Genomic DNA, 19,983 nt, shown 5'->3' with positions numbered 1-19,983 from the left:
CATCGTGAGTGGACGACCAGAAGGCGGGTGCAATTTTGATGAGGACGACAGGCTCGGCGCCGAAGCGAGTGGTGGTGGTCGGGGCCGGGATGGTCGGCCTGGCAACCGCCTGGTTTCTCCAGGAACACGGCGTCGAGGTAACTGTCGTGGACCGCAACGAGGTGGCCTCAGGTGCATCGTGGGGCAATGCGGGCTTCCTGACCCCGGGGCTGGCAGCGCCGCTGGCCGAACCGTCGGCGCTGCGATACGGCATCGCGAACCTCGGCAAATCCGATGCCGCGCTGAGCATCCCGCTGCTGCCCAGCGGGGAAACACTCGGTTTCCTCGCCCGATTCGCCGTGCGGTGTACACACCGCGCGTGGCAGAAGGGCGTGAAAGATCTAGCGGGCCTGAACCTCGGCGCCCTGGCCGCGTTCGACGCGCTGGTCGCCGGAGGCGTCGATCACACCCCCAGCGAATCGTCGATCTACGTCGGCTACGAAAATGCGAACCAGAGCGCCGGACTGCTGACCGAGGTCGCCGCGCTCGCGAGATCCGGCGTCGACATCGCGGCGAACCCAGTGGATGGCGCTCGCCGGCCGGCCCAGTTCAGTGACGCAATCACCTCGGTCTGGGAACTCACCGGTCAGCGGTTCCTCGAGCCCGAGACGTTCCTGCAGGCATTGGCTCGCTCGGTGCGGGACCGCGGTGGCGAGATCCGCGAAGGTGTCGAGGTACGCGGGATACGGCACGGGTCGGGCCCGACGTTCGTCGACACGCTCTCGACCGCCCCGCTGCATGCGGATGCCGTGGTACTCGCCACCGGGGTGTGGATCTCGCGGTTTGCGCGCGACCTCGGCGTCCGGATCAGGGTGCAGGCGGGCCGTGGCTATTCGTTTTCCGTCGCGACCGAACCGGTGACCGCACCGATGTATCTGCCGTCGACCCGGATCGCGTGCACTCCCTATCGTGGCCGGCTGCGGATCGCCGGGACGATGGAGTTCCGCAAGAGCGATGCGCCGCTGAACCCGGACCGCATCGACGCGATGATCCGGGCCGCCGCCCCCTTGCTGCGAGTGCGCGATTGGCAGGTCCAGGACCTCTGGGTGGGACCACGGCCGATGAGCCACGACAATCTTCCGCTCATCGGAGCCACGCGACTACCCGGTGTCTACGCGGCCGCCGGCCACGGCATGTGGGGAATTCTGCAAGGACCGATCACCGGCAGGCTGCTGGCTGAACAGATCGTCACCGGCGTCGCACCGACCGAACTGGCCCCATTCAGTCCGCTTCGTTGAAGTGACCCGCTGTGGTCGCGCACGACCAATGCCCACCCGATCTTTCGTAGCCGGCGATAACGCCATCGGACGCGCATTACCACATGCTGAATGCCGCCCTGTGTGCCAACTCACTCCGACGAGAGGAGAGCGCGACATGTCTCACCAACCCACCGAGCGCACGACAACGCTGGAACGCGGTGCCCTCGGCCGCTTCAACGTGTTGTCGCTGGCGCTGTCGGGGGTATCACCGACGACGTCGGTGTTCCTGCTCTACGGCACCGCGCTTGGGTTGGCCGGAACCGGTGTCATCTGGTCATTCCTGCTGGCGGGCGTCATCGCGGTGTGTATCGCGGCGTGTTTCGCCGAACTCGGGTCGATCCATCACGGCTCCGGCGGCGCCTACACGATCGTTCGCGGGGTCCTGGGCCCGGTGGCAGGTGGCGTGACGAACATGTTGTTCCTGGTTTCCGGCCTTGTGGTGCCGGCCTTGGTGCTCGTGGCGGCCGCGACCTTCCTGCATGAACTGGTTCCCGCACTTCCGGTGAACCTGACCGCACTCGCCATGCTCGCGATGATCATCATGCTCTCGCTCGGCCGGATCGCCGCCGCGAGCTGGGTCGCTGCGACGCTGTTGGCACTGGAGATCCTCGTCGTATTGGTGTTCACGGTGTTCTGCCTGACGCACACGTCGCCGGACATCCCGAATCCGCTCACCCATCCGGTGATCGCCGCCGGTGATCACGTCGGCCCGGTGGCGGTGAGCGCAATCTTGCTGGCGGTCGGCCCAGCGTTGTTCGGCTACAACGGATTCGACACACCGCTGTACTTCGACGAAGAGGCCCGCCACTCGCACAAGGCGTCGGCACAGGCCGTGCTGGTGGCGGTCGGATTAGGGGTCGGTATCCAGTTGGTGGCTGTCGTGGCCGCCACGTTTGCGATTCCCGACCTGCGCGAGGTGGCCGGCACCGACGTCCCACTGGCCGTGATCGCGGAGCACACCATGGGACCCGTCGGCGCCAAGATCATGATCGTCGGGGTCATCGTTGCGATGTTCGCCGCGGCGCTGGCCGTCACGCTGGTGTACCCACGGATCATCTTCGCCGCTGCGCGGGACGGTATGTGGCCCGGACCGCTCAATGCGGTCTTCGGCAGGCTCAGCGCCAATCAGGTGCCCGTCTACAGCATCCTGGTCTGCGGGGTCGGCAACGCGGTGTTGTGTGCATTCACGTCACTGACCTCGCTCGCCTCGTTCGGCGGCCTGCTTGTCATGGGGCTCTATGTCCTGATCGCGGTGTCGGCACTGGTCTCGCGGGTGCGCGACCGGCACGACGAACGTCCGCTGAAAATGCTGTGGTGGCCGCTGCCGCCGCTGATCGCGCTGGTCGGCGTCCTGCTGGCGGTTAAAAATCAGGCGCCCCGTGACCTGGCCATCGTGGCAGGCGTCCTGGTCGTCTCGACCGTGGCCTACGCCGCGGCACGCAGAAATCTGAAACCCCGAATTCCCTCGAAAGGAGCTGCACATGACTGCGATCCGACGGACAGCGGCGCGGTGACGGCGTGACGGCACGCAACCCCATCCTCGTCAACGGAAACCGCACGCTGTTCGACCAACAGGTGGTCGGCGACCCGACGCCGCCCGGAGAGCCCACGGTATTCGAGACCGGCATCCCGATGCGCGACGGCGTCGAACTCGCGGCAACCGTGTGGCTCCCGTCCGCTGCGGCCCTACCCGTCCCCGCGATCGTGTCGGTTACCCCTTACGACAAGGACAACAGCGTCTTCTCAGCGGAGGAGGCCAAGTTCTATCGCGGCAACGAATACGCGTATGTATCTGTCGATACGCGTGGTCGCGGCAAGTCGGAGGGCGTCTGGGAGGCGTTCGTCCACGACGCCGAGGACACCCACGACGTCATCGAATGGGCCGGCACCCAGGACTGGTCGACCGGCGCGGTCGGCACCACAGGGCTGAGCTACATGGGCTGGGTGCAATGGGCTGCCGCCTCGCAGCGGCCCGCCCACCTGCGCTGCATGGTCTCGACCTCCGCCGCGGGTCGCTGGCAGCAGGAGATCCCCTATCTGAACGGCGTGTTCCAGCTGTACTTCGGGTGGTGGGTCTATCTGGTGCGGCGGCGCATCGCCGAAGCGCACGGCCTCGAACAGCACGACTGGGACGCGGTGCTGCGCACGCTGCCGGTCCGCGCACTCGGCGAGGTCATCAACCCGACCGGGCCGACGTGGGAAATGCTCATGACCCACGACACCATGGACGATTTGTGGCGCTCGCTGCGTTTCGAGGACCTCTACTCGACGATCGACGTCCCCTGCCTGCATGTGACCGGCTGGTACGACCTCGAGGACCTGCTGGGCGCGTTCCATCACTACGAGCACATGATGGCCGATTCGCCGGCCGCCGACCGGCAGCGCCTGCTGGTCGGGCCGTGGAGCCACGTCAAGTCCCGGTTCCCGGACCGGCGGTATGCGGACATCGACTTCGGCGCCGACGCGGCGGTCGACATGGATGCCGAACACCTGCGCTGGTTCGACTACTGGCTCAAGGGGATTGACAACGGCGCGGCTGAAGACCCGCCCGTCTCGCTGTTCGAGCCAGGCCACAATCGGTGGCGCACCCCTGCCGCGTGGCCCACGTCGACCGGCACCCGCACGCTGCACTTCGGCGGCGACGCCGTCGCGGGCACGCTGCGGGTCGATGGCGCCGATTCGGTGTGCGGCGCTCGCAGCTTCACCTATGACCCTGCCGATCCCATGCCCACCGGCCTCGACGTCCGCAATTACCCCGTCGAGGATGTGCCGTTGGACCAGACCGCCAACGAGGGCCGCGCCGACGTGCTGACGTACACGGGCGAGGTGCTCGACGACGCGCTCACAGTGTCCGGTTGGCCGCGCGTTCACCTTTCGGCGTCCAGCGACCGGGAAGACACCGATTGGCACGTGAAGATCACCGACGTACACCCCGACGGGCGCTCGGTGAAGGTCACCCAGGGATGCCTGCGGGCCTGTCACCGGGAATCGTTGGAAACGACGTCCGGCCCGATGGTCGCGGGCACGGTGTACGAATTCGACGTCGAGATGTGGCCCACGCATCACGTATTCCTGCCCGGCCATCGCATCCGGGTCTCGGTTACCAGCAGCGACTTCCCATGGTTCGCGCGCAACCTCAACCAGATGGGACCCGTCGTCGAACACGCAGAACCGCTGATCGCGGTCAATACGGTGCACCACGGGCCGGGAACCCTGAGCCGGGTCGTGCTGCCCGTCGAAGAGGGGCGAACCGTGGAGGGCTGAGCGCCTACTCCTCGTGCAGTACCGGATCGGGTTCGAGGTGTGTCAGGCCGTTCCACGCGAGGTTGACCACGTGCGCGGCCACCACTTCTTTCGGCGGTTCGCGGACGTCGAGCCACCACTGCGCTGTCATGGACACCGAACCGACCAGTGCCTGGGCGTAGAGCGGGGCGAGCTCGGGGTCCAGGCCGCGCCGGGAGAAATCCCCGGCCAGGATGGACGACACCTGGTTGACGGCATCGTTGAGCAGCGTCGCGTAGGTGCCCGAGGTGATCGCCGCGGGCGAGTCGCGGATCAGGATGCGGAAGCCGTCGGTGTGTTCCTCGACATAGGTGAGCAACGCCAGCGCCACGCGCTCGACCCGCACGCGGGAGCGGTTGTTGGTCAACGACGACGTGATGCCGTCGAGCAGCGCGGACATCTCGCGGTCGACGACGACGGCGTACAGCCCCTCTTTGCCTCCGAAGTGCTCGTAGACCACGGGTTTGGACACGTTGGCGCGCTGCGCGATCTCTTCGATAGAGGTGCCGTCATAGCCGCGCTCGGCGAACAGCGACTTGGCGATCTCGATGAGCTGTTGCCGCCGTTCGCTGCCGGTCATCCGGGCGCGGGGCGCACGCACTTCCTTCTCGGGTGCTGCCACGCAGACCAGCCTATCGACTTGCACTAGAGTCTCGGATTGATCGGTCCGTCGTGGTGTAATCGGCAGCACCTCTGATTTTGGTTCAGATAGTTCAGGTTCGAGTCCTGGCGACGGAGCAACGAGTGAGGCTTGCCGAGCGCGCGGCCTCGGTATAGCGACGAGCGTGCGCAAAATGCGTGCTGGATGCGGCGTGTCGCGGGGCAGACACGCACGCTCGCGGTGAAAGGGGACTCGCGGTGAAAGGGGAACTGTGACCGCATCGACCGAGGCCGCGATCGTCGTACTGGCCGCTGGGGCCGGGACCCGGATGCGCTCGAACACCCCGAAAGTGCTGCACACCCTGGGTGGGCGCAGCATGCTCGCGCACGCGGTGCACACCGTGGCCAACGTGGCGGCGCGGCATGTGGTGGTGGTGCTCGGTCACGACCGCGAACGCATCGCCCCGGCGGTCAGCGAGCTCGCCGACAAGCTCGGCCGCACCATCGACATCGCCATCCAGGACGAACAACGCGGCACCGGCCACGCCGTCGGCTGCGGGCTGAGCGCGCTCCCCGATGATTTCGCCGGAACCGTCGTGGTGACCTCGGGCGACGTACCGCTGCTGGACTCCGACACACTGGCCGATCTGATCGCCGGGCACACCGGGGCGACGGCCGCGGCGACGGTGCTGACCACGACAGTCGCCGACCCCACGGGCTACGGCCGCATCCTGCGCACGCAGGACAACGAAGTGATCGGCATCGTCGAGCAGGCCGACGCCAGCGAGTCGCAACGCTCGATCCGCGAGATCAACGCCGGGGTGTACGCCTTCGACATCGCCGACCTGCGGTCCGCGCTGAGCCGGCTGCGATCCGACAACGCTCAGCAGGAGCTCTACCTGACCGACGTCGTGGCCATCCTGCGCCAGGACCGCCGCACGGTCCGGGCCCACCACGTTGACGACAGCGCGCTGGTGGCCGGTGTCAACGATCGCGTCCAGCTGGCCGATCTGGGTGCCGAACTGAACCGCCGCATCGTGGCCGCCCACCAGCGGGCGGGCGTGACGATCATCGACCCGGGCACCACCTGGATCGATGTCGACGTCACCATCGGCCGCGACACCGTCGTGCGGCCCGGAACCCAGCTGCTCGGCACCACCGAGATCGGCGCGGACTGCGAGATCGGCCCCGACACCACGCTGGCTGACGTCGAGGTCGGTGACGGCGCGTCGGTGGTCCGCACGCACGGACAGCTCGCCGTGATCGGCGCCGGTGCGACTGTCGGCCCGTTCACCTACCTGCGCCCCGGCACGATCCTGGGCGCCGAGGCCAAGCTGGGCGCGTTCGTCGAGACCAAGAACTCGACGATCGGCGCGGCGACGAAGGTGCCGCACCTCACCTACGTCGGCGACGCCGACATCGGCGATCACAGCAACATCGGGGCCTCGAGTGTTTTCGTCAACTACGACGGCGAGAACAAGCACCGCACCACGATCGGCTCGCACGTCCGGACCGGTTCGGACACCATGTTCATCGCGCCGGTGACGGTCGGCGACGGCGCATACACAGGCGCGGGCACCGTCTTGCGCGACGACGTTCCGCCAGGTGCGCTGGCCGTATCGGACAACGCGCAACGCACATTCGAGGGCTGGGTCGAACGCAAACGCCCCGGCTCCGCGGCTGCCGAAGCAGCGCGTAAAGCGCGCGGCGACAGCCAGTGACGCCGCACTTACTCGACGCTTTGTGTTGGCAGTCTGGTAACCCGGCAACGCGGGCGCGGAAACGCTACGTACGATTGCTCCGTATCGATCCCCGACCGCGAAGGCAGCCATAGTGGCCACGGACTGGACCGACAACCGAAAAAACTTGATGCTGTTCTCGGGTCGCGCACACCCGGAACTCGCCGAGCAGGTCGCCAAAGAACTCGACGTCTCGGTCACTGCGCAGACCGCGAGGGACTTCGCCAACGGTGAGATCTTCGTGCGGTTCGAGGAGTCGGTGCGAGGCTGTGACGCCTTCGTGCTGCAGAGCCATCCGTGGCCGCTCAACCAGTGGCTGATGGAACAGCTGATCATGATCGATGCGCTCAAGCGTGGCAGCGCCAAGCGCATCACCGCGGTCCTGCCGTTCTATCCCTACTCCCGGCAGGACAAGAAGCACCGCGGCCGCGAGCCGATCTCCGCTCGCCTGGTCGCCGACCTGCTCAAGACCGCCGGTGCCGACCGCATCTTGACCGTCGACCTACACACCGACCAGATCCAGGGCTTCTTCGACGGCCCGGTCGACCACATGCGGGCACAGTCACTGCTGTGCGGCTACATCGCCGACAAGTACGCGGGCTCGGACATGGTCGTGGTCTCCCCCGACTCAGGCCGTGTGCGGGTGGCGGAGAAGTGGGCCGACTCGCTGGGCGGCGTGCCGCTGGCCTTCATCCACAAGACGCGCGACCCGCTGGTGCCCAACCAGGTGAAGTCGAACCGCGTCGTGGGTGACGTCAAGGGCAAGACCTGCATCCTGACCGACGACATGATCGACACCGGCGGCACCATCGCCGGCGCGGTGAAGCTGTTGCACGAGGACGGCGCCAAGGACGTGGTGATCGCCGCGACCCACGGCCTGCTCAGCGACCCGGCGCCGCAGCGGCTGGCCGAATGCGGCGCGCGCGAGGTGATCGTCACCAACACCCTGCCGATCGGTGAGGAGAAGCAGTTCGCGCAGCTGACGGTGTTGTCCATCGCACCGCTGCTGGCCAGCACCATCCGCGCCGTGTTCGAAAACGGTTCGGTGACGGGCCTGTTCGACGGGTCCGCGTAGCCATGGCCGACCGGATCTACCACAATCCGAAGTGCTCGACCTCGCGTAAGACGCTGGAGTTGTTGCGCGAGAACGGGATCGAGCCCGAGATCGTGCAGTACCTGAAGACTCCGCCGAGCCGCGCGGAGCTGAAGCAGATGATCGCCGACGCAGGCATCGACGTCCGGACCGCGGTGCGCAAGCGTGAATCACTGTATGCCGAACTCGGTTTGGCCGATGCGTCCGACGATGAACTGCTCGACGCCATGGCCGAACATCCGATTCTGATCGAACGCCCCTTCGTCGTCACCGCCAAGGGCACCCGGCTGGCCCGGCCGATCGACGCGGTGCACGAGATTCTGTGAATCGACTGATCGCCGCGGGGGCAGCCCTGGCCGTTGCGGCGTCGCTCGCCGGATGTGGCGCGAAAACGCCTGATTACCAGTCGATCTGGACCACCAGCGCGACCAGCACCACGCCGACCAGCACCCAGCCGCCGGTGCCGATCTCCAACTATCTGGAGAGCATCGGCGTCAGCGGCGAACCGATCGCACCCGAGAAGATCCCCACCCTGGCCGTCACCATGCCGACGCCACCGGGGTGGCATCCGTACTCCAACCCGAACCTGGCGCCCGGCACCCGGATGATCGCCAAGGGCAACACCTATCCGACCGCGATGCTGCTGGTGTTCACGCTGCACGGCGACTTCGACGTCGCCAAGGCCATCAAGGACCACGGTTACGCCGACGCCCAGCTGTCGGAGAATTTCAAACAGCTCAACGCCTCCACCGACGATTGGCACGGCTACCCGTCAGCCATGATCGAGGGCTCTTACGACCTCAACGGCCAGCGGATGCAGAGCTACAACCGCATCGTCATCGCGTCCGATGGGCTGCAGCCGCCGCAGCGGTACCTGATCCAGCTCACCGTCACCACGTTCGCCGAGCAGGCCCAGGCTCAAGGGCCCGACATCGAGTCCATCATCTCGGGGTTCAACGTCACCAAGAAGTGAGCCTAGGCTGATCGCCATGACCTGGACCGCTGCCGATCTGCCCTCGTTCTCCGGACGCACCGTCATCGTCACCGGCTCCAACAGCGGGCTCGGCCTCGTCACCGCCCGCGAACTGGCCCGCGTCGGCGCCGACGTCATCGTGGCTGTCCGCAACCTCGACAAGGGCGCCGCCGCCGCGCAGACCATGTCGGGCAACGTCGAGGTCCGCAAACTGGACCTGCAGAGCCTGGCGTCGGTGCGCGAATTCGCCGACACCGTCGAGCGCGTCGACGTGCTGATCAACAACGCCGGCATCATGGCCGTCCCGTTGTCCCGCACGGCCGAGGGCTTCGAAAGCCAGATCGGCACCAACCACCTCGGCCACTTCGCACTGACCAACCTGCTGCTGCCCAAGCTCACCGACCGCGTGGTGACGGTGTCCTCGCTGATGCACCTCATCGGCTGGATCAGCCTCAAGGACCTCAACTGGAAGTCCCGGCCCTACCTGGCCTGGCCCGCATACGGCCAGTCCAAGCTGGCCAATCTGCTGTTCACCTCGGAGCTACAGCGACGGCTGACCGCGTCGGGCTCATCGGTGCGGGCGGTGGCTGCCCATCCCGGCTACTCGGCCACCAACCTGCAGGGCCAGACCGGCAACGCGATCGGCGACAAAGTGTGGACTGCCGCCAACAAGCTCGCCACCGACGCCGACTTCGGCGCCCGCCAGACCCTCTACGCGGCATCCCAGGACGTTCCGGGTGACAGCTTCGTCGGGCCCAGGTTCGGCATGCGGGGCCCGACAGGCCTGAGCGCACGCAGTCCGCTGGCGCGCAAAGTGGACACCCAGAAAGCCCTGTGGCAGCTGTCCGAGCAGCTCACCGATACCGCCTACCCGCTCTAGATTTTTGGCCCGCGGGCCTTTCTTGCTACCCTGACCAGGCGTCACGGCGAGGGTGGACCCGAAGGGCCACCGTTATCGACGGGAACATTTCGAGTTGTTGCATCCCTGGCCGTACTGACGATCTGACCGCAGTACCCCGATAAGGAGCAACACATGGCCAAGAACTCGGCCCCCAACAAGCTGACCGCCACGGTGCGCACCCGCACCGGCAAGGGCGCCTCCCGCCAGGCCCGCCGCGACGGCCGCGTTCCCGCCGTGCTCTACGGCCACGGCACCGATCCCCGTCACCTCGAGCTCAACGCCCACGACTTCGCAGCCGTGCTGCGTAACTCGGGCACCAATGCCGTGCTGACGCTCGACATCGACGGCGAAGAGCAGCTGGCGCTGACCAAGGCGCTCGAGATCCACCCGATCCGTCGCAACATCCAGCACGCCGACCTGCTGGTCGTCAAGCGCGGCGAGAAGGTCACGGTCGACGTGAACGTCGTCGTCGAGGGCGACGCCGCGTCGGGCACTCTGGTGACCCAGGACGCCAACACCATCCAGATCGAGGCCGAGGCCCTGTCGATCCCCGAGCAGCTGACCGTGTCGATCGAGGGCGCCGAGGCCGGCACCCAGATCACCGCGAGCCAGATTGCGCTGCCTGCCGGCGTCGGCCTGATCTCCGACCCCGAGACGCTGGTGGTCAACGTCGTCGAGGCACCGACGGCCGAGGATCTTGAGGCCGAGGGTGCGGGCGAGACCGCCGAGGCCCCCGCCGCCGAAGAGCCCGAGGCTGCTGCCGAAGAGTCCGCCGAGTAGATCGGATCCTTGCTGTGACCGAGCCGTTGCTGGTTGTGGGTCTGGGCAATCCGGGCCCCGTCTACGCAAAGACCCGGCACAACCTGGGATTCATGGTGGCTGACCTGTTGGCCGGGCGAATGGGCTCGGCCTTCAAGGTGCACAAGAAATCCGGAGCCGAAGTCGCCACGGGCCGGTTGGGAGACCGGTCCGTGGTGCTGGCCAAACCACGCACGTACATGAACGAGTCCGGCCGCCAGGTGGGGCCGTTGGCCAAGTTCTATTCGATCTCCCCGGCCGACATCGTGGTGATCCACGACGAACTTGACATCGACTTCGGCCGTATCCGGCTCAAGCTGGGCGGCGGCGAGGGCGGCCACAACGGACTGCGTTCAGTGGCAGCCGCCCTGGGCACCAAGGACTTTCAGCGGGTCCGGGTCGGCGTGGGCCGGCCACCGGGCCGCCAGGACCCCGCCGCGTTCGTCCTTGATCCATTCAATGCCGTTGAGCGCAAAGAGGTCCCGACAATCTGCGAGCAGGCCGCCGATGCGACCGAACTGCTGCTGAAGGTCGGCCTCGAGCATGCGCAGAACACCGTCCACGCCTGGTGACTTTTCCCCGCGAGCAGACACTGCGGTCCGCGACACGCCGCGTTTCCGGTGCTTTCACGTCTGCTCGCCGGGTTAACGCCCCCGAATGCCGCTGTCGACCACCTTCACGGTCTTGTGCGGAAAACGCTTCTCGGCGTGCGCCTTTGCCACAGAATTCGGTAACACGTAGAGCGTTTCCCGTTTCTGCTGAAGCGGTTTGAGCACCGTGTCCATGAACGCCTTGCGGTCGTCGAGGTAGGGCTCGATCACGTCCTCCCCCGCCGGGCAAACCGCCAAGCAGTAGGCGGCCTTGTAGTTGGCTTTGAACGACAGGCTCTGCCACATCGATGCGTTCTCCGAATCGCTGACGCGGGAACGGAAATCGGCAGCGTCGGAGCTGTCGGCGATGGTCTGCGCCCAATCGGTGAACCCACCCATGAACTCGCGGTAGTTGTGCACCGAGCAGGCGACGAAGTCGAACTCGCCGTCCTTGCCGATCGCGCCGACCGGACAGGCCGCGACGCAGAGCTTGCATTCCAGACATGGCGAATAATCCAGCGGCGCACCGTAACTGCTGATCGGTGCGGCCACCAGGATGGTGGCCAGCAGGATGAAGTTGCCGAACCTGGGATGGATCACGTTGCGGTGAATGCCCATGACACCCAAGCCGGCGGCCACCGCGACAGGCTTGTGCGCGACCACCCAGATCCGCCCCGGGAAGCGGTCCATCTCCATGGGAAAGGTGGCCGACGGGTTGAGCGCCCGCTGCCCGGAATCCTCCAGCGCGCGCGTGATGCGGTGCGCGGCTTCGTTGATGATCTCGCCGCTGCGGTGGAATTCCTGGTTGGCGACGCTGCGCGCGGTGGACCGCACATTGTCGCGGTTCATCTTCACCACCAGCGATATGTAGCTGCGCACACCGGGCAGGGCCGCGTCGGCGTGCTCCCGCTCGGAGGCCAGCGCCGGGTCGTCGACGCTCGCGAATGCCACGTCGTCGGCACCGGCCTCCAGACAGATCCGGCGCAACCAGTCCGCGTCGATGACCGCCGGAACGTTCGGCGCGGGCCGAGCGCGCACCGCCTGCACAGTGGGATGACCGGCAAGGCGCGCGGGAAGCTGATCAGTCATGCAGCTGAGTATAGGTTTATATACTCAGCTGTGCAAAAGTCTTCATGCCAGGCGTCAAGAAAGCGTTCGAATCCTGTGCGTGCCGACAAAATAGGGGTAGACCCGAAGTATGGGCATCATGCGCTCGCACCCCCTGCGCCGCTGCGTAGCCCGACTGCTCGACGGGGATCGGGTGTGGGGTTCGATCGACATCCGGCCGGGCCGATTCGGCATCGTCCACTACCGGCTGGTGGTGTTCCCGCCCGGCCTGACGGCAAGCGACCGCCGGTGGATTCGAGCCGCGCGGGGCTGGCCGCTGTGGGGCATGCTGCTGTGGTTGCAGTGCGAGGCGTGGCTGTCCCCCACGCTGCTTTCACCGTGGACAGCGTTGGCGGTGTCCACGGCTGTGCCGGTGATCGGCGGCGGTGTCATCGTCATCTTGGCCGGCGAGGCGCGCCGACAGGTCCGCACCATCGTCGCCATCACGATGGCCGGATATGACGAACCTTCCGCACTGGCAGACCGTGACAGACTGGCCGCCGCGGCGGCCCGACTCATCGACGCCGACGAACGGCTGGCACGACGGGAGATCTCGGTCGTCGACCACGAGCTCATCTGGTGGCAGGTCTATGACCGCATCGAGCAGGACATGGCCGCGCGATCGCGCCACGAGCAGCCACACTGACTGCAGCGCAACATGTTTCAGGCCTGGCGATACATCTTCACCGACACCGCCGCCAGCCAGACCCACACCAGCACCACCCCGGCCGTGAAGGCCACATTGGCCGCAGGCGCACCGGAACTCGCGATCATCGCAAGGAACGACGCGGCGAAGGCCGCACCCGTCAACCTGGAGTATCGCGCCCACCCCCGATCGCCGCGACGGGCGAATTCTGCCGCCAGCACGAACCCGGCCGCGACCACGCAGGCGAACCCAACAGCTCCGCAGAGCAGATGCGCGATCCCATGCCAGGTGATCACCACGTCGGTAGTGCCGGGCGGGAATCCGGGAACGGGATCGGCCCGAAACAGTCCGCCGCCGATCAACCCGGCACCGTAACCGGCGATCAGCACCCCGGCACTGCGGGTCCGCCGATCGCCCAGCGCGCGGCGCACGCCGACCCCGGCGGCAACCGTCATGGCACCACTGACCAGGAAGTTGGCCACCTGTATCCACCCCAGTGGCCCGTTGGCCAGCACGCTGGCCGGGTAGCGGACGGGATCGAAGCCGTCCCGGGTCGCGGCCTGTACAGCCACCGTCGTGACATATATCGGCCCCGCCAGTACTCCGTAGCCGAGCAGCGATTTGGTGATTCGCACCGAGAGCGGCACCGGGCACGAGTCGGTGTGCGCAGTGGTCATGAGAGCCCTCCTCCAAACGGAACTAGACGGTACAGTACTGCCTAGAGAACTAGACTGTCCAGTACTCAAAGACGGGAGCGATATGACGCAGGCGCGCACGCCATTGCCGACCCGGTCGGCACTCAAACGCCAGACCATCCTGGCCGCCGGCCGAGAACTCTTTCTGGGCAACGGGTTTCAGGGCACCAGCGTCGACCAGATCGCGGCCCGGGCCGAGGTGTCCAAGCAGACGGTCTACAAGCACTTCGGCGACAAGCGCGAACTGCTCTTCGCCATCGTCGACGACGCGTTGGTGCGGGTGGTCGGGCAGTTCCGTGAGCGAATCGAGGCGCTGCAGACGGCCTCCGACCTGGAACCGGTCCTGATCGACCTCGCCGAGGAGTACCTCAAGACCGTTCTGCAGGAACCGGTGGTGCAACTGCGGAGACTGGTCATCGGCGAAGCGAATCGGCTACCCGAGCTGGCGCAGCGCTACTACGACCGCGCGCCGACGCAGACGCTGGCCGCGCTGGCAGCGGTGTTCGCCCGCCTCGATGCCCGCGGACTGCTCAGCGTCGCGGACGCTGCGGTGGCCGCCGATCACTTCGCGTTCCTGATCGTCGGGCGGCCGATCGACGAGGCACTGTTTCACGGCGGACCGGACGTGCTGGCCCGCCTGGACGTGCCCCGCTATGTGCGGGCCGGTGTAGCGGTGTTCCTCGCGGGCTACCGCCGTCAGTGACGACCGCGCACCAACCTGGGCGAGCAGACATGGCGGTACCCGAACACCGGCGTGTCGGGCACCTGAGTGTCTGGTCGCGCTATCAGGTGACGCGCGCGATCAGGTGACGCACGCTATTACGTGACAAGCAAGCGATTAGGTGACGAGCGAAACCGAGTTGGCGCGGCGGAGCTTGCCCGACGAGGTCTTCGGGATGGTGCCGGGGCCGAGCACGACGACGTTGCGCGGCCGCACGTCGACCTCGGTGACGACCTCGTGGGCCACCTGATGCTCGATACGGCGCACCTCGGCCGGATCCTGCCAGGCGTTGGATTCCACGGCGACGGCGAAAGTCTCGCGCGAGTGCCCGGCGTCCAGTCGCACTGCGACGGCACATCCGGTCCGCACACCGTCCACGCGGCCGGCGGCCCGTTCGATGTCGGTCGGATAGATATTGCGGCCGGCCATGATGATGACGTCCTTGACGCGGCCACAGACCACGACATGTCCCTCTTCGGTCAGGTAGCCCAGATCGCCGGTGTCATACCACCCGTTCTCGTCCTGAGCCGGCAGGAATCCGCCCATCGTGACGTACCCCGGGGTGACGCATTCGCCGCGCAGCTCGATGACGCCGACACCGCGGGCGGGCATCACGTCGCCGTTCTCGTCGACAACCCGGGCTTCGAGATCGGTCAGCAGCGGGCCGAGGGTCGCCAGCCGCCGCGTGTTGCCCTTGGTGGCGGGCACGGCGCGGCGCAGCGCGGCCAGCAGATCGGCGTCGACCTCGTCGACCACCAGACCGGCGTTGCACTCCGAGAAGGACACCGCGAGCGTGGTCTCGGCCATGCCGTACGCCGGCAGGATCGCCGAGGGCTTGAGCCCGAACGGCTTGCCCGCGTCGAGCAGGTCCTCGACGTCGGCGGGGTCGACCGGCTCGGCGCCCGACAGCGCAAAGCGCAGTGTGGACAGGTCGAACTGGCCCGGCTCGGCCTGCTTGCGCAGCCGCTTGGCGAACAGCGCGTAGGCGAAGTTGGGCGCCGCGGTCATGGTGCCCTTGTACTTGTCGATGAGCTTGGCCCACAGCAGGGTGTCGCGCAGGAAGTCCATCGGCGTGACCTTGACCAGCTCGGCACCGAAGTACATCGGGATGGTCAGGAAGCCGACCATGCCCATGTCGTGGAAGCAGGGCAGCCAGCTCACCATGACGTCCTTCTCGACGTCGTACTGCGCGCCGATGAACATGGCCTCGGCGTTGGAGTGGATGTTGCGGTGGGTGATCTGCACGGCCTTGGGCGAGCCGGTCGACCCGGACGTCAGCTGCATGAGCGCCAGATCGTCCTCGCCGGTTTCGACCGGGTCGATCGGGTCGGCGGCCAGCAGATCGGCCACCCTGAGCACCTTGATGCCCTTTTCTTCGAGCACCGGGATGGCGACGAGGAACGGCTCGGCGACGATCACGGCCGTGGCCTCGATCATGCCGATGACGTTCATGGTGTCCTCGGCCCAAACCGCCAGGTCGGTCCGCGGAGTCGGCTGGTGCAGCATGGTCAGGCTTGCGCCGCGCATCCACACGCCCTGGGCCGTCGGCGCGATCTCCACCGGGTAGCCGGCCAGCACGCCGATCGCGGCGCCGTGCCCGATCCCTGCCGCGGCGAGGCCGCCTGCGATGCGGCGGGCGCGTTCGTGGACCTCGAGCCAGGTGTGCCTGACGGGCTCGTGCGGCTCGCCGGTGACCATGCCGCGATCGCTCTCATGGGCGTTGCGGTACATCTTGTCGGTGAATCTGCTCACGACGACCTCCTCGGCTTCCGGAGCCGCAGCGCCGGTGACATGGGATACAGCGCCCGGGTTTCCATGCTCCGCCTGATGTCCGACGCCAGTGTGAAGGCGCGCGCACACATTTGGGCAGCGGTTGTGTCTCGGTTAGGTGATGCCGTCGGCGGGGCGCCGCAAGTCAACCGCCCGCCGAGCTCGACGGGCGACGATGCATCATCGCTGGCAATCACCACGGGTCATCTTATGAGACTCTTAAGTAGCTGCCAAACCAACGCGAGAATTGAGTCCTGAGTCACACCGCGCCGATATCACACCGACGCCGACGGCGCAGGTACCACCCGCGCGCCGTGGACCGGACCGCTGGCCACCCGCACCGTGCGGCACACCCCGGCGCCCGCCAATTCCGCGCCGACGTCGACCGCGGCCGTCGCAGACGCGCACAGGAAGGCGCAGGTCGGCCCGGAGCCCGACACGATTCCGGCCAGTGCCCCCGCCTCGACGCCGGCCCGCAAGGTGCGGCGTAGCTCCGGATACAGGCTCAAGGCCGCCGGCTGTAGATCATTACCCAGCAGGGAAGCCAGTTCCGCGGCGTCACCGGAGGCCAGCGCCGCCAGCACGGGCTCGGGTTCCTCGGCCCGGGGCGGCTCGTCACGGCTGGCGTCGGCACGCAGCCGGTCCAGTTCTCCGAACACCTTCGGCGTGGACAGGCCGCGATGGGCGAACGCCAAAACCCAGTGGAAGGTGTTGCGGGCCAGCACCGTGGCCAGCTCCTCCCCTCGCCCACTGCCCAGCGCCGTGCCACCGTGCAGCGCGAAGGGCACGTCGCTGCCCAGCCGGGCGGCCAGGGCATGCAGATCACGCCGCGGCACCCCGAGCTCCCACAGCGTGTTCATGGCCACCAGCACACCCGCCGCGTCGGCGCTGCCGCCGGCCATACCACCGGCCACCGGGATGGATTTGTCGATCGTGATGGCGACATCGGGCGCACGGCCGACGTGATCGGCCAGCAGTACGGCGGCCCGCCAGGCCAGGTTGCGGTCGTCGGTGGGCAGCGCCTCGACGCCTTCACCGGACATCGTCACCGACAGCACGTCGGCGTTGCGCACGGTCACCTCGTCGGTCAGCGAAACCGCATGGAACACCGTGGTCAGCTCGTGATAGCCGTCCTCACGCAAGTCGTCGACGGCGAGGTACAGATTGACCTTGCCGGGCACACGCACGGTGACCGACCCGGTGGGGACCCATTCGGATGCGGTACTGCCGTCGGATGCGGACACGGCCACGACACTATCTCTGAGGACGGCAAACCGTCAGCGAACCTATGCTGTGACAGTGGTGTCACCCGGTGCGGGCTCCATCGCGGAATACGAGGTCGACGAAGTCCTCGGCCGCGGTGGCTGGGCTGTGGTGTACCGCGCGCACGGTCCCGATGGCGGCGTCGTCGCGCTCAAGGTCCTCAATGAGTCGCACCGCAGGCCCGATCAGCTGGCGCGGCTGCAGCGTGAATTCGACTTCGCCCGCAGGCTCACGCACCCCAACATCGTCAGGGTCTACGCCGCGAGCGAGGTGTGGCTGGCCATGGAATTGATCGACGGCGGCACCATCGGCACGCTGACGATGACGAGCGACCGGCTCAAGGCGTTGACCCAGATCGCCGCAGCACTCGACCATGCGCACCGGTGCGGGATCGTGCACTGCGACGTCAAACCATCGAATATCCTTGTGGACAAGCCGTTTTCACGAGCAGTACTGATCGATTTCGGTGTGGCGCACTCAGTTTCGGAGGACGTGGCCATCCGGCTGGCCAACGACTCCGGGCGCCTCACGCTCGACCCCGCCAAGCGAATCACCCGTCAGTCCCGAGAGCCGCACGCCCAGGTCCAGGCCTCGTTGCCGTACTCGGCTCCCGAATTACTCAGCGGCAGAGCCCCTTCGGCGGCCACCGACCAATATTCGCTGGCCTGCACAGCCATCGAGATGCTGACCGGATCGCCACCTTTTACCGCAAATACAGCGATGGGGCTCGTCGAGCACCAGTTGCATTCCCCGCCACCACGAATCTCCCGCCAGGTCTCCTGGATACCGCATGCGGTCGACTCCATCCTCGCCAAGGCGATGGCGAAAAGTCCTGACATGCGCTACAACTCGTGCACAGAGTTCATGAAGCTGATCACCAGGGCGCTGCGGTAGCGCTGAACGTAACTTACTTAACATACGTTTTACGCCAACCGCGTTACCGCGGCACACACCCCAGCTAACGTCTGCACGATGTCATCCGCGTCATCCACCACCGACCACGGCCCATCAGGACTCGCTCGCGAGGACGAGGGGTATCACAAAGGGCTGAAACCGCGCCAGCTTCAGATGATCGCCATCGGCGGAGCCATCGGTACCGGCCTCTTCATGGGTGCCGGCGGACGGCTGCATACCGCCGGACCCGGGTTGTTCATCGTCTACGGCGTGTGCGGGCTCTTCGTGTTCTTCATCCTGCGTGCACTGGGCGAGCTTGTGCTGCACCGGCCTTCGTCCGGCTCGTTCGTCTCGTACGCGCGCGAGTTCCTCGGCGAGAAGGCCGCCTATGTGGCCGGCTGGATGTACTTCTTCAACTGGGCCTGCACCTCGATCGTCGACGTCACCGCCATTGCGCTCTACATGCATTACTGGGGTGCATTCAAGGCCATCCCGCAGTGGACAATCGCACTCATCGCCCTGGTGATCGTCCTGACAGTCAACATGATCTCGGTCAAAGTCTTTGGCGAGATGGAGTTTTGGGCTGCATTGATCAAGGTCGTGGCGCTGGTGACGTTCCTGGTGGTCGGCATCGTGTTCTTGGCAGGGCGGTTCACCGTCGAGGGGCAGAGCACCGGGTTCTCGGTCATCGCCGACAACGGCGGCTTGCTGCCCACCGGCGTCCTGCAACTCGTGATCGTCACCTCCGGCGTGATATTCGCCTATGCCGCAGTAGAATTGGTGGGCACTGCAGCCGGCGAGACCGAGCACCCGGCGAAGGTCATGCCGCGCGCCATCAACTCGGTGGTGGTCCGCATCGCGGTGTTCTACGTCGGCTCACTCATCCTGCTCGCACTGCTGTTGCCCTACACCGCGTACCAGCAGGGCACCAGCCCGTTCGTCACGTTCTTCTCCAAGATCGGTGTGCCCGCCGCCGGCGACATCATGAACTTCGTGGTGCTGACCGCGGCGCTGTCGAGCCTCAACGCCGGGCTGTACTCGACGGGCCGCATCCTGCGCTCGATGGCGATGAACGGCAGCGCACCGCAGTTCACCGCGAAGATGACCAAGCGCGGCGTCCCGTTCGCGGGTATCGCCCTGACGGGTGTGTTCACCGTGCTCGGCGTCTTCCTCAACATGGTGGTGCCCTCGGAAGCGTTCAACATCGCGCTGGACCTGTCGGCGCTCGGCATCATCGCCTCATGGGCCACCATCGTGATCTGCCAGATTCAGCTGTACCGCTGGTCCAAACGCGGGCTGTTGGCAAGGCCGTCGTTCCGGCTGTTCGGCACGCCCTATACGAGCTACGCCACCCTGGCGTTCCTGGCCGTGGTCACCGGCCTGATGTGCTACGAGAACTACTGGAATCTGGTCGCCCTGGTGGTCATCGTTCCCGCATTGGTCGTCGGCTGGTATCTGGTGCGTGGGCGGGTGATGGCACTGGCCAGTGAGCGCATCGGTGTCACCGGCAACTACCCCGTGGTGGCCGAGACCCCGCTCATGGACGAGTTCCTCGCAGAGAACCGCAGGGACGACACGTAGCCAGAGCCCGAAACGACAGGCGGGTCGCCCAC

General features: G+C 66.6%; 19 protein-coding genes and 1 tRNA gene. 15 read left to right on the top strand and 5 right to left on the bottom strand.

The genetic code is table 11. From position 1 onward, the window contains the following. Positions 1-38: 38 nt before the first annotated feature. The 3 genes from RMCB_RS14795 to RMCB_RS14785 all read left to right on the top strand — a co-directional run bounded on the left by RMCB_RS14795 (position 39) and on the right by RMCB_RS14785 (position 4,562). Positions 39-1,277: an NAD(P)/FAD-dependent oxidoreductase gene (locus tag RMCB_RS14795; RefSeq protein WP_062829555.1), complete on the top strand. Its 1,239-nt coding sequence runs from the start codon at positions 39-41 to the stop codon at positions 1,275-1,277. 136 nt (positions 1,278-1,413) lie between these two features. Further along, positions 1,414-2,820 (top strand): APC family permease, encoded by a 1,407-nt coding sequence (locus RMCB_RS14790; protein ID WP_062829340.1) that lies wholly within the window; start codon positions 1,414-1,416, stop codon positions 2,818-2,820. After that, positions 2,817-4,562: a CocE/NonD family hydrolase gene (locus RMCB_RS14785; protein WP_062829339.1), complete on the top strand. Its 1,746-nt coding sequence runs from the start codon at positions 2,817-2,819 to the stop codon at positions 4,560-4,562. Before RMCB_RS14790 ends, RMCB_RS14785 begins: the two co-directional genes overlap by 4 nt. Positions 4,563-4,566: 4 nt before the next feature. Here RMCB_RS14785 and RMCB_RS14780 read toward each other — a convergent pair whose 3' ends face one another. After that, positions 4,567-5,160: a TetR/AcrR family transcriptional regulator gene (locus tag RMCB_RS14780; protein ID WP_062829554.1), complete on the bottom strand. Its 594-nt coding sequence runs from the start codon at positions 5,158-5,160 to the stop codon at positions 4,567-4,569. 86 nt (positions 5,161-5,246) lie between these two features. Here RMCB_RS14780 and RMCB_RS14775 point away from each other — a divergent pair. The 8 genes from RMCB_RS14775 to pth all read left to right on the top strand — a co-directional run bounded on the left by RMCB_RS14775 (position 5,247) and on the right by pth (position 11,256). Then, positions 5,247-5,318 (top strand) — tRNA-Gln (locus tag RMCB_RS14775). A gap of 134 nt (positions 5,319-5,452) precedes the next feature. Next, on the top strand, positions 5,453-6,901 hold the full coding sequence (gene glmU, locus RMCB_RS14770; protein WP_062829338.1) for a bifunctional UDP-N-acetylglucosamine diphosphorylase/glucosamine-1-phosphate N-acetyltransferase GlmU: 1,449 nt from the start codon (positions 5,453-5,455) through the stop codon (positions 6,899-6,901). A 112-nt stretch (positions 6,902-7,013) separates the two neighbouring features. Beyond that, complete coding sequence (locus RMCB_RS14765) at positions 7,014-7,994, top strand: ribose-phosphate diphosphokinase (protein WP_062829337.1); 981 nt, start codon at positions 7,014-7,016, stop codon at positions 7,992-7,994. Positions 7,995-7,996: 2 nt separating this feature from the next. Beyond that, entirely contained in the window at positions 7,997-8,338 is a 342-nt protein-coding gene (arsC, locus tag RMCB_RS14760) for an arsenate reductase (glutaredoxin) (RefSeq protein ID WP_062829336.1), read from the top strand. After that, positions 8,335-8,985 carry an LpqN/LpqT family lipoprotein gene (locus tag RMCB_RS14755; RefSeq protein WP_029370692.1) on the top strand — a complete coding sequence of 217 codons (651 nt, stop codon included), beginning with the start codon at positions 8,335-8,337 and terminating at the stop codon, positions 8,983-8,985. Before arsC ends, RMCB_RS14755 begins: the two co-directional genes overlap by 4 nt. Before the next feature lie 16 nt (positions 8,986-9,001). After that, positions 9,002-9,865: an oxidoreductase gene (locus RMCB_RS14750; protein ID WP_062829335.1), complete on the top strand. Its 864-nt coding sequence runs from the start codon at positions 9,002-9,004 to the stop codon at positions 9,863-9,865. A gap of 153 nt (positions 9,866-10,018) precedes the next feature. Beyond that, complete coding sequence (locus tag RMCB_RS14745; RefSeq protein WP_062829334.1) at positions 10,019-10,666, top strand: 50S ribosomal protein L25/general stress protein Ctc; 648 nt, start codon at positions 10,019-10,021, stop codon at positions 10,664-10,666. A 14-nt stretch (positions 10,667-10,680) separates the two neighbouring features. Beyond that, positions 10,681-11,256: an aminoacyl-tRNA hydrolase gene (pth, locus tag RMCB_RS14740; RefSeq protein WP_062829333.1), complete on the top strand. Its 576-nt coding sequence runs from the start codon at positions 10,681-10,683 to the stop codon at positions 11,254-11,256. A 72-nt stretch (positions 11,257-11,328) separates the two neighbouring features. On the opposite strand, the gene RMCB_RS14735 is transcribed toward pth, so the two are convergent. After that, on the bottom strand, positions 11,329-12,363 hold the full coding sequence (locus RMCB_RS14735; RefSeq protein ID WP_062829332.1) for an epoxyqueuosine reductase: 1,035 nt from the start codon (positions 12,361-12,363) through the stop codon (positions 11,329-11,331). A 118-nt stretch (positions 12,364-12,481) separates the two neighbouring features. On the opposite strand from RMCB_RS14735, the gene RMCB_RS14730 reads away from it, so the two are divergent. Further along, positions 12,482-13,027, top strand: coding sequence for a DUF6611 family protein (locus RMCB_RS14730; RefSeq protein ID WP_234792108.1), 546 nt, complete (start codon positions 12,482-12,484; stop codon positions 13,025-13,027). A 17-nt stretch (positions 13,028-13,044) separates the two neighbouring features. Here RMCB_RS14730 and RMCB_RS14725 read toward each other — a convergent pair whose 3' ends face one another. Beyond that, positions 13,045-13,704: a DUF998 domain-containing protein gene (locus tag RMCB_RS14725; RefSeq protein ID WP_062829330.1), complete on the bottom strand. Its 660-nt coding sequence runs from the start codon at positions 13,702-13,704 to the stop codon at positions 13,045-13,047. Positions 13,705-13,786: 82 nt separating this feature from the next. Between RMCB_RS14725 and RMCB_RS14720 the strand changes: the two genes are divergently transcribed. Beyond that, positions 13,787-14,425 carry a TetR/AcrR family transcriptional regulator gene (locus RMCB_RS14720; protein WP_062829329.1) on the top strand — a complete coding sequence of 213 codons (639 nt, stop codon included), beginning with the start codon at positions 13,787-13,789 and terminating at the stop codon, positions 14,423-14,425. Between the two features lie 135 nt (positions 14,426-14,560). On the opposite strand, the gene RMCB_RS14715 is transcribed toward RMCB_RS14720, so the two are convergent. Then, the gene (locus tag RMCB_RS14715) at positions 14,561-16,195 is read right to left on the bottom strand and encodes a fatty acyl-AMP ligase (protein ID WP_029370684.1); all 1,635 of its coding nucleotides are present in this window, start codon (positions 16,193-16,195) and stop codon (positions 14,561-14,563) included. Between the two features lie 293 nt (positions 16,196-16,488). Further along, positions 16,489-17,457, bottom strand: a complete 969-nt coding sequence (locus RMCB_RS14705) for a 4-(cytidine 5'-diphospho)-2-C-methyl-D-erythritol kinase (RefSeq protein WP_036424621.1) — start codon at positions 17,455-17,457, stop codon at positions 16,489-16,491. A gap of 55 nt (positions 17,458-17,512) precedes the next feature. Between RMCB_RS14705 and RMCB_RS14700 the strand changes: the two genes are divergently transcribed. After that, a complete protein-coding gene (locus RMCB_RS14700) occupies positions 17,513-18,370 on the top strand; it encodes a serine/threonine-protein kinase (RefSeq protein ID WP_029370682.1) in 858 nt (285 codons plus the stop codon). A 78-nt stretch (positions 18,371-18,448) separates the two neighbouring features. Then, a complete protein-coding gene (locus tag RMCB_RS14695) occupies positions 18,449-19,951 on the top strand; it encodes an amino acid permease (protein ID WP_072278475.1) in 1,503 nt (500 codons plus the stop codon). Positions 19,952-19,983: the final 32 nt, after the last annotated feature.

Source organism: Mycolicibacterium brisbanense (genome assembly GCF_001570425.1).
Taxonomy (GTDB): Bacteria; Actinomycetota; Actinomycetes; order Mycobacteriales; family Mycobacteriaceae; genus Mycobacterium; species Mycobacterium brisbanense.
The sequence above is the reverse complement of the archived record's forward strand: the minus strand, read 5'-3'. Positions and strand labels throughout refer to the sequence as shown.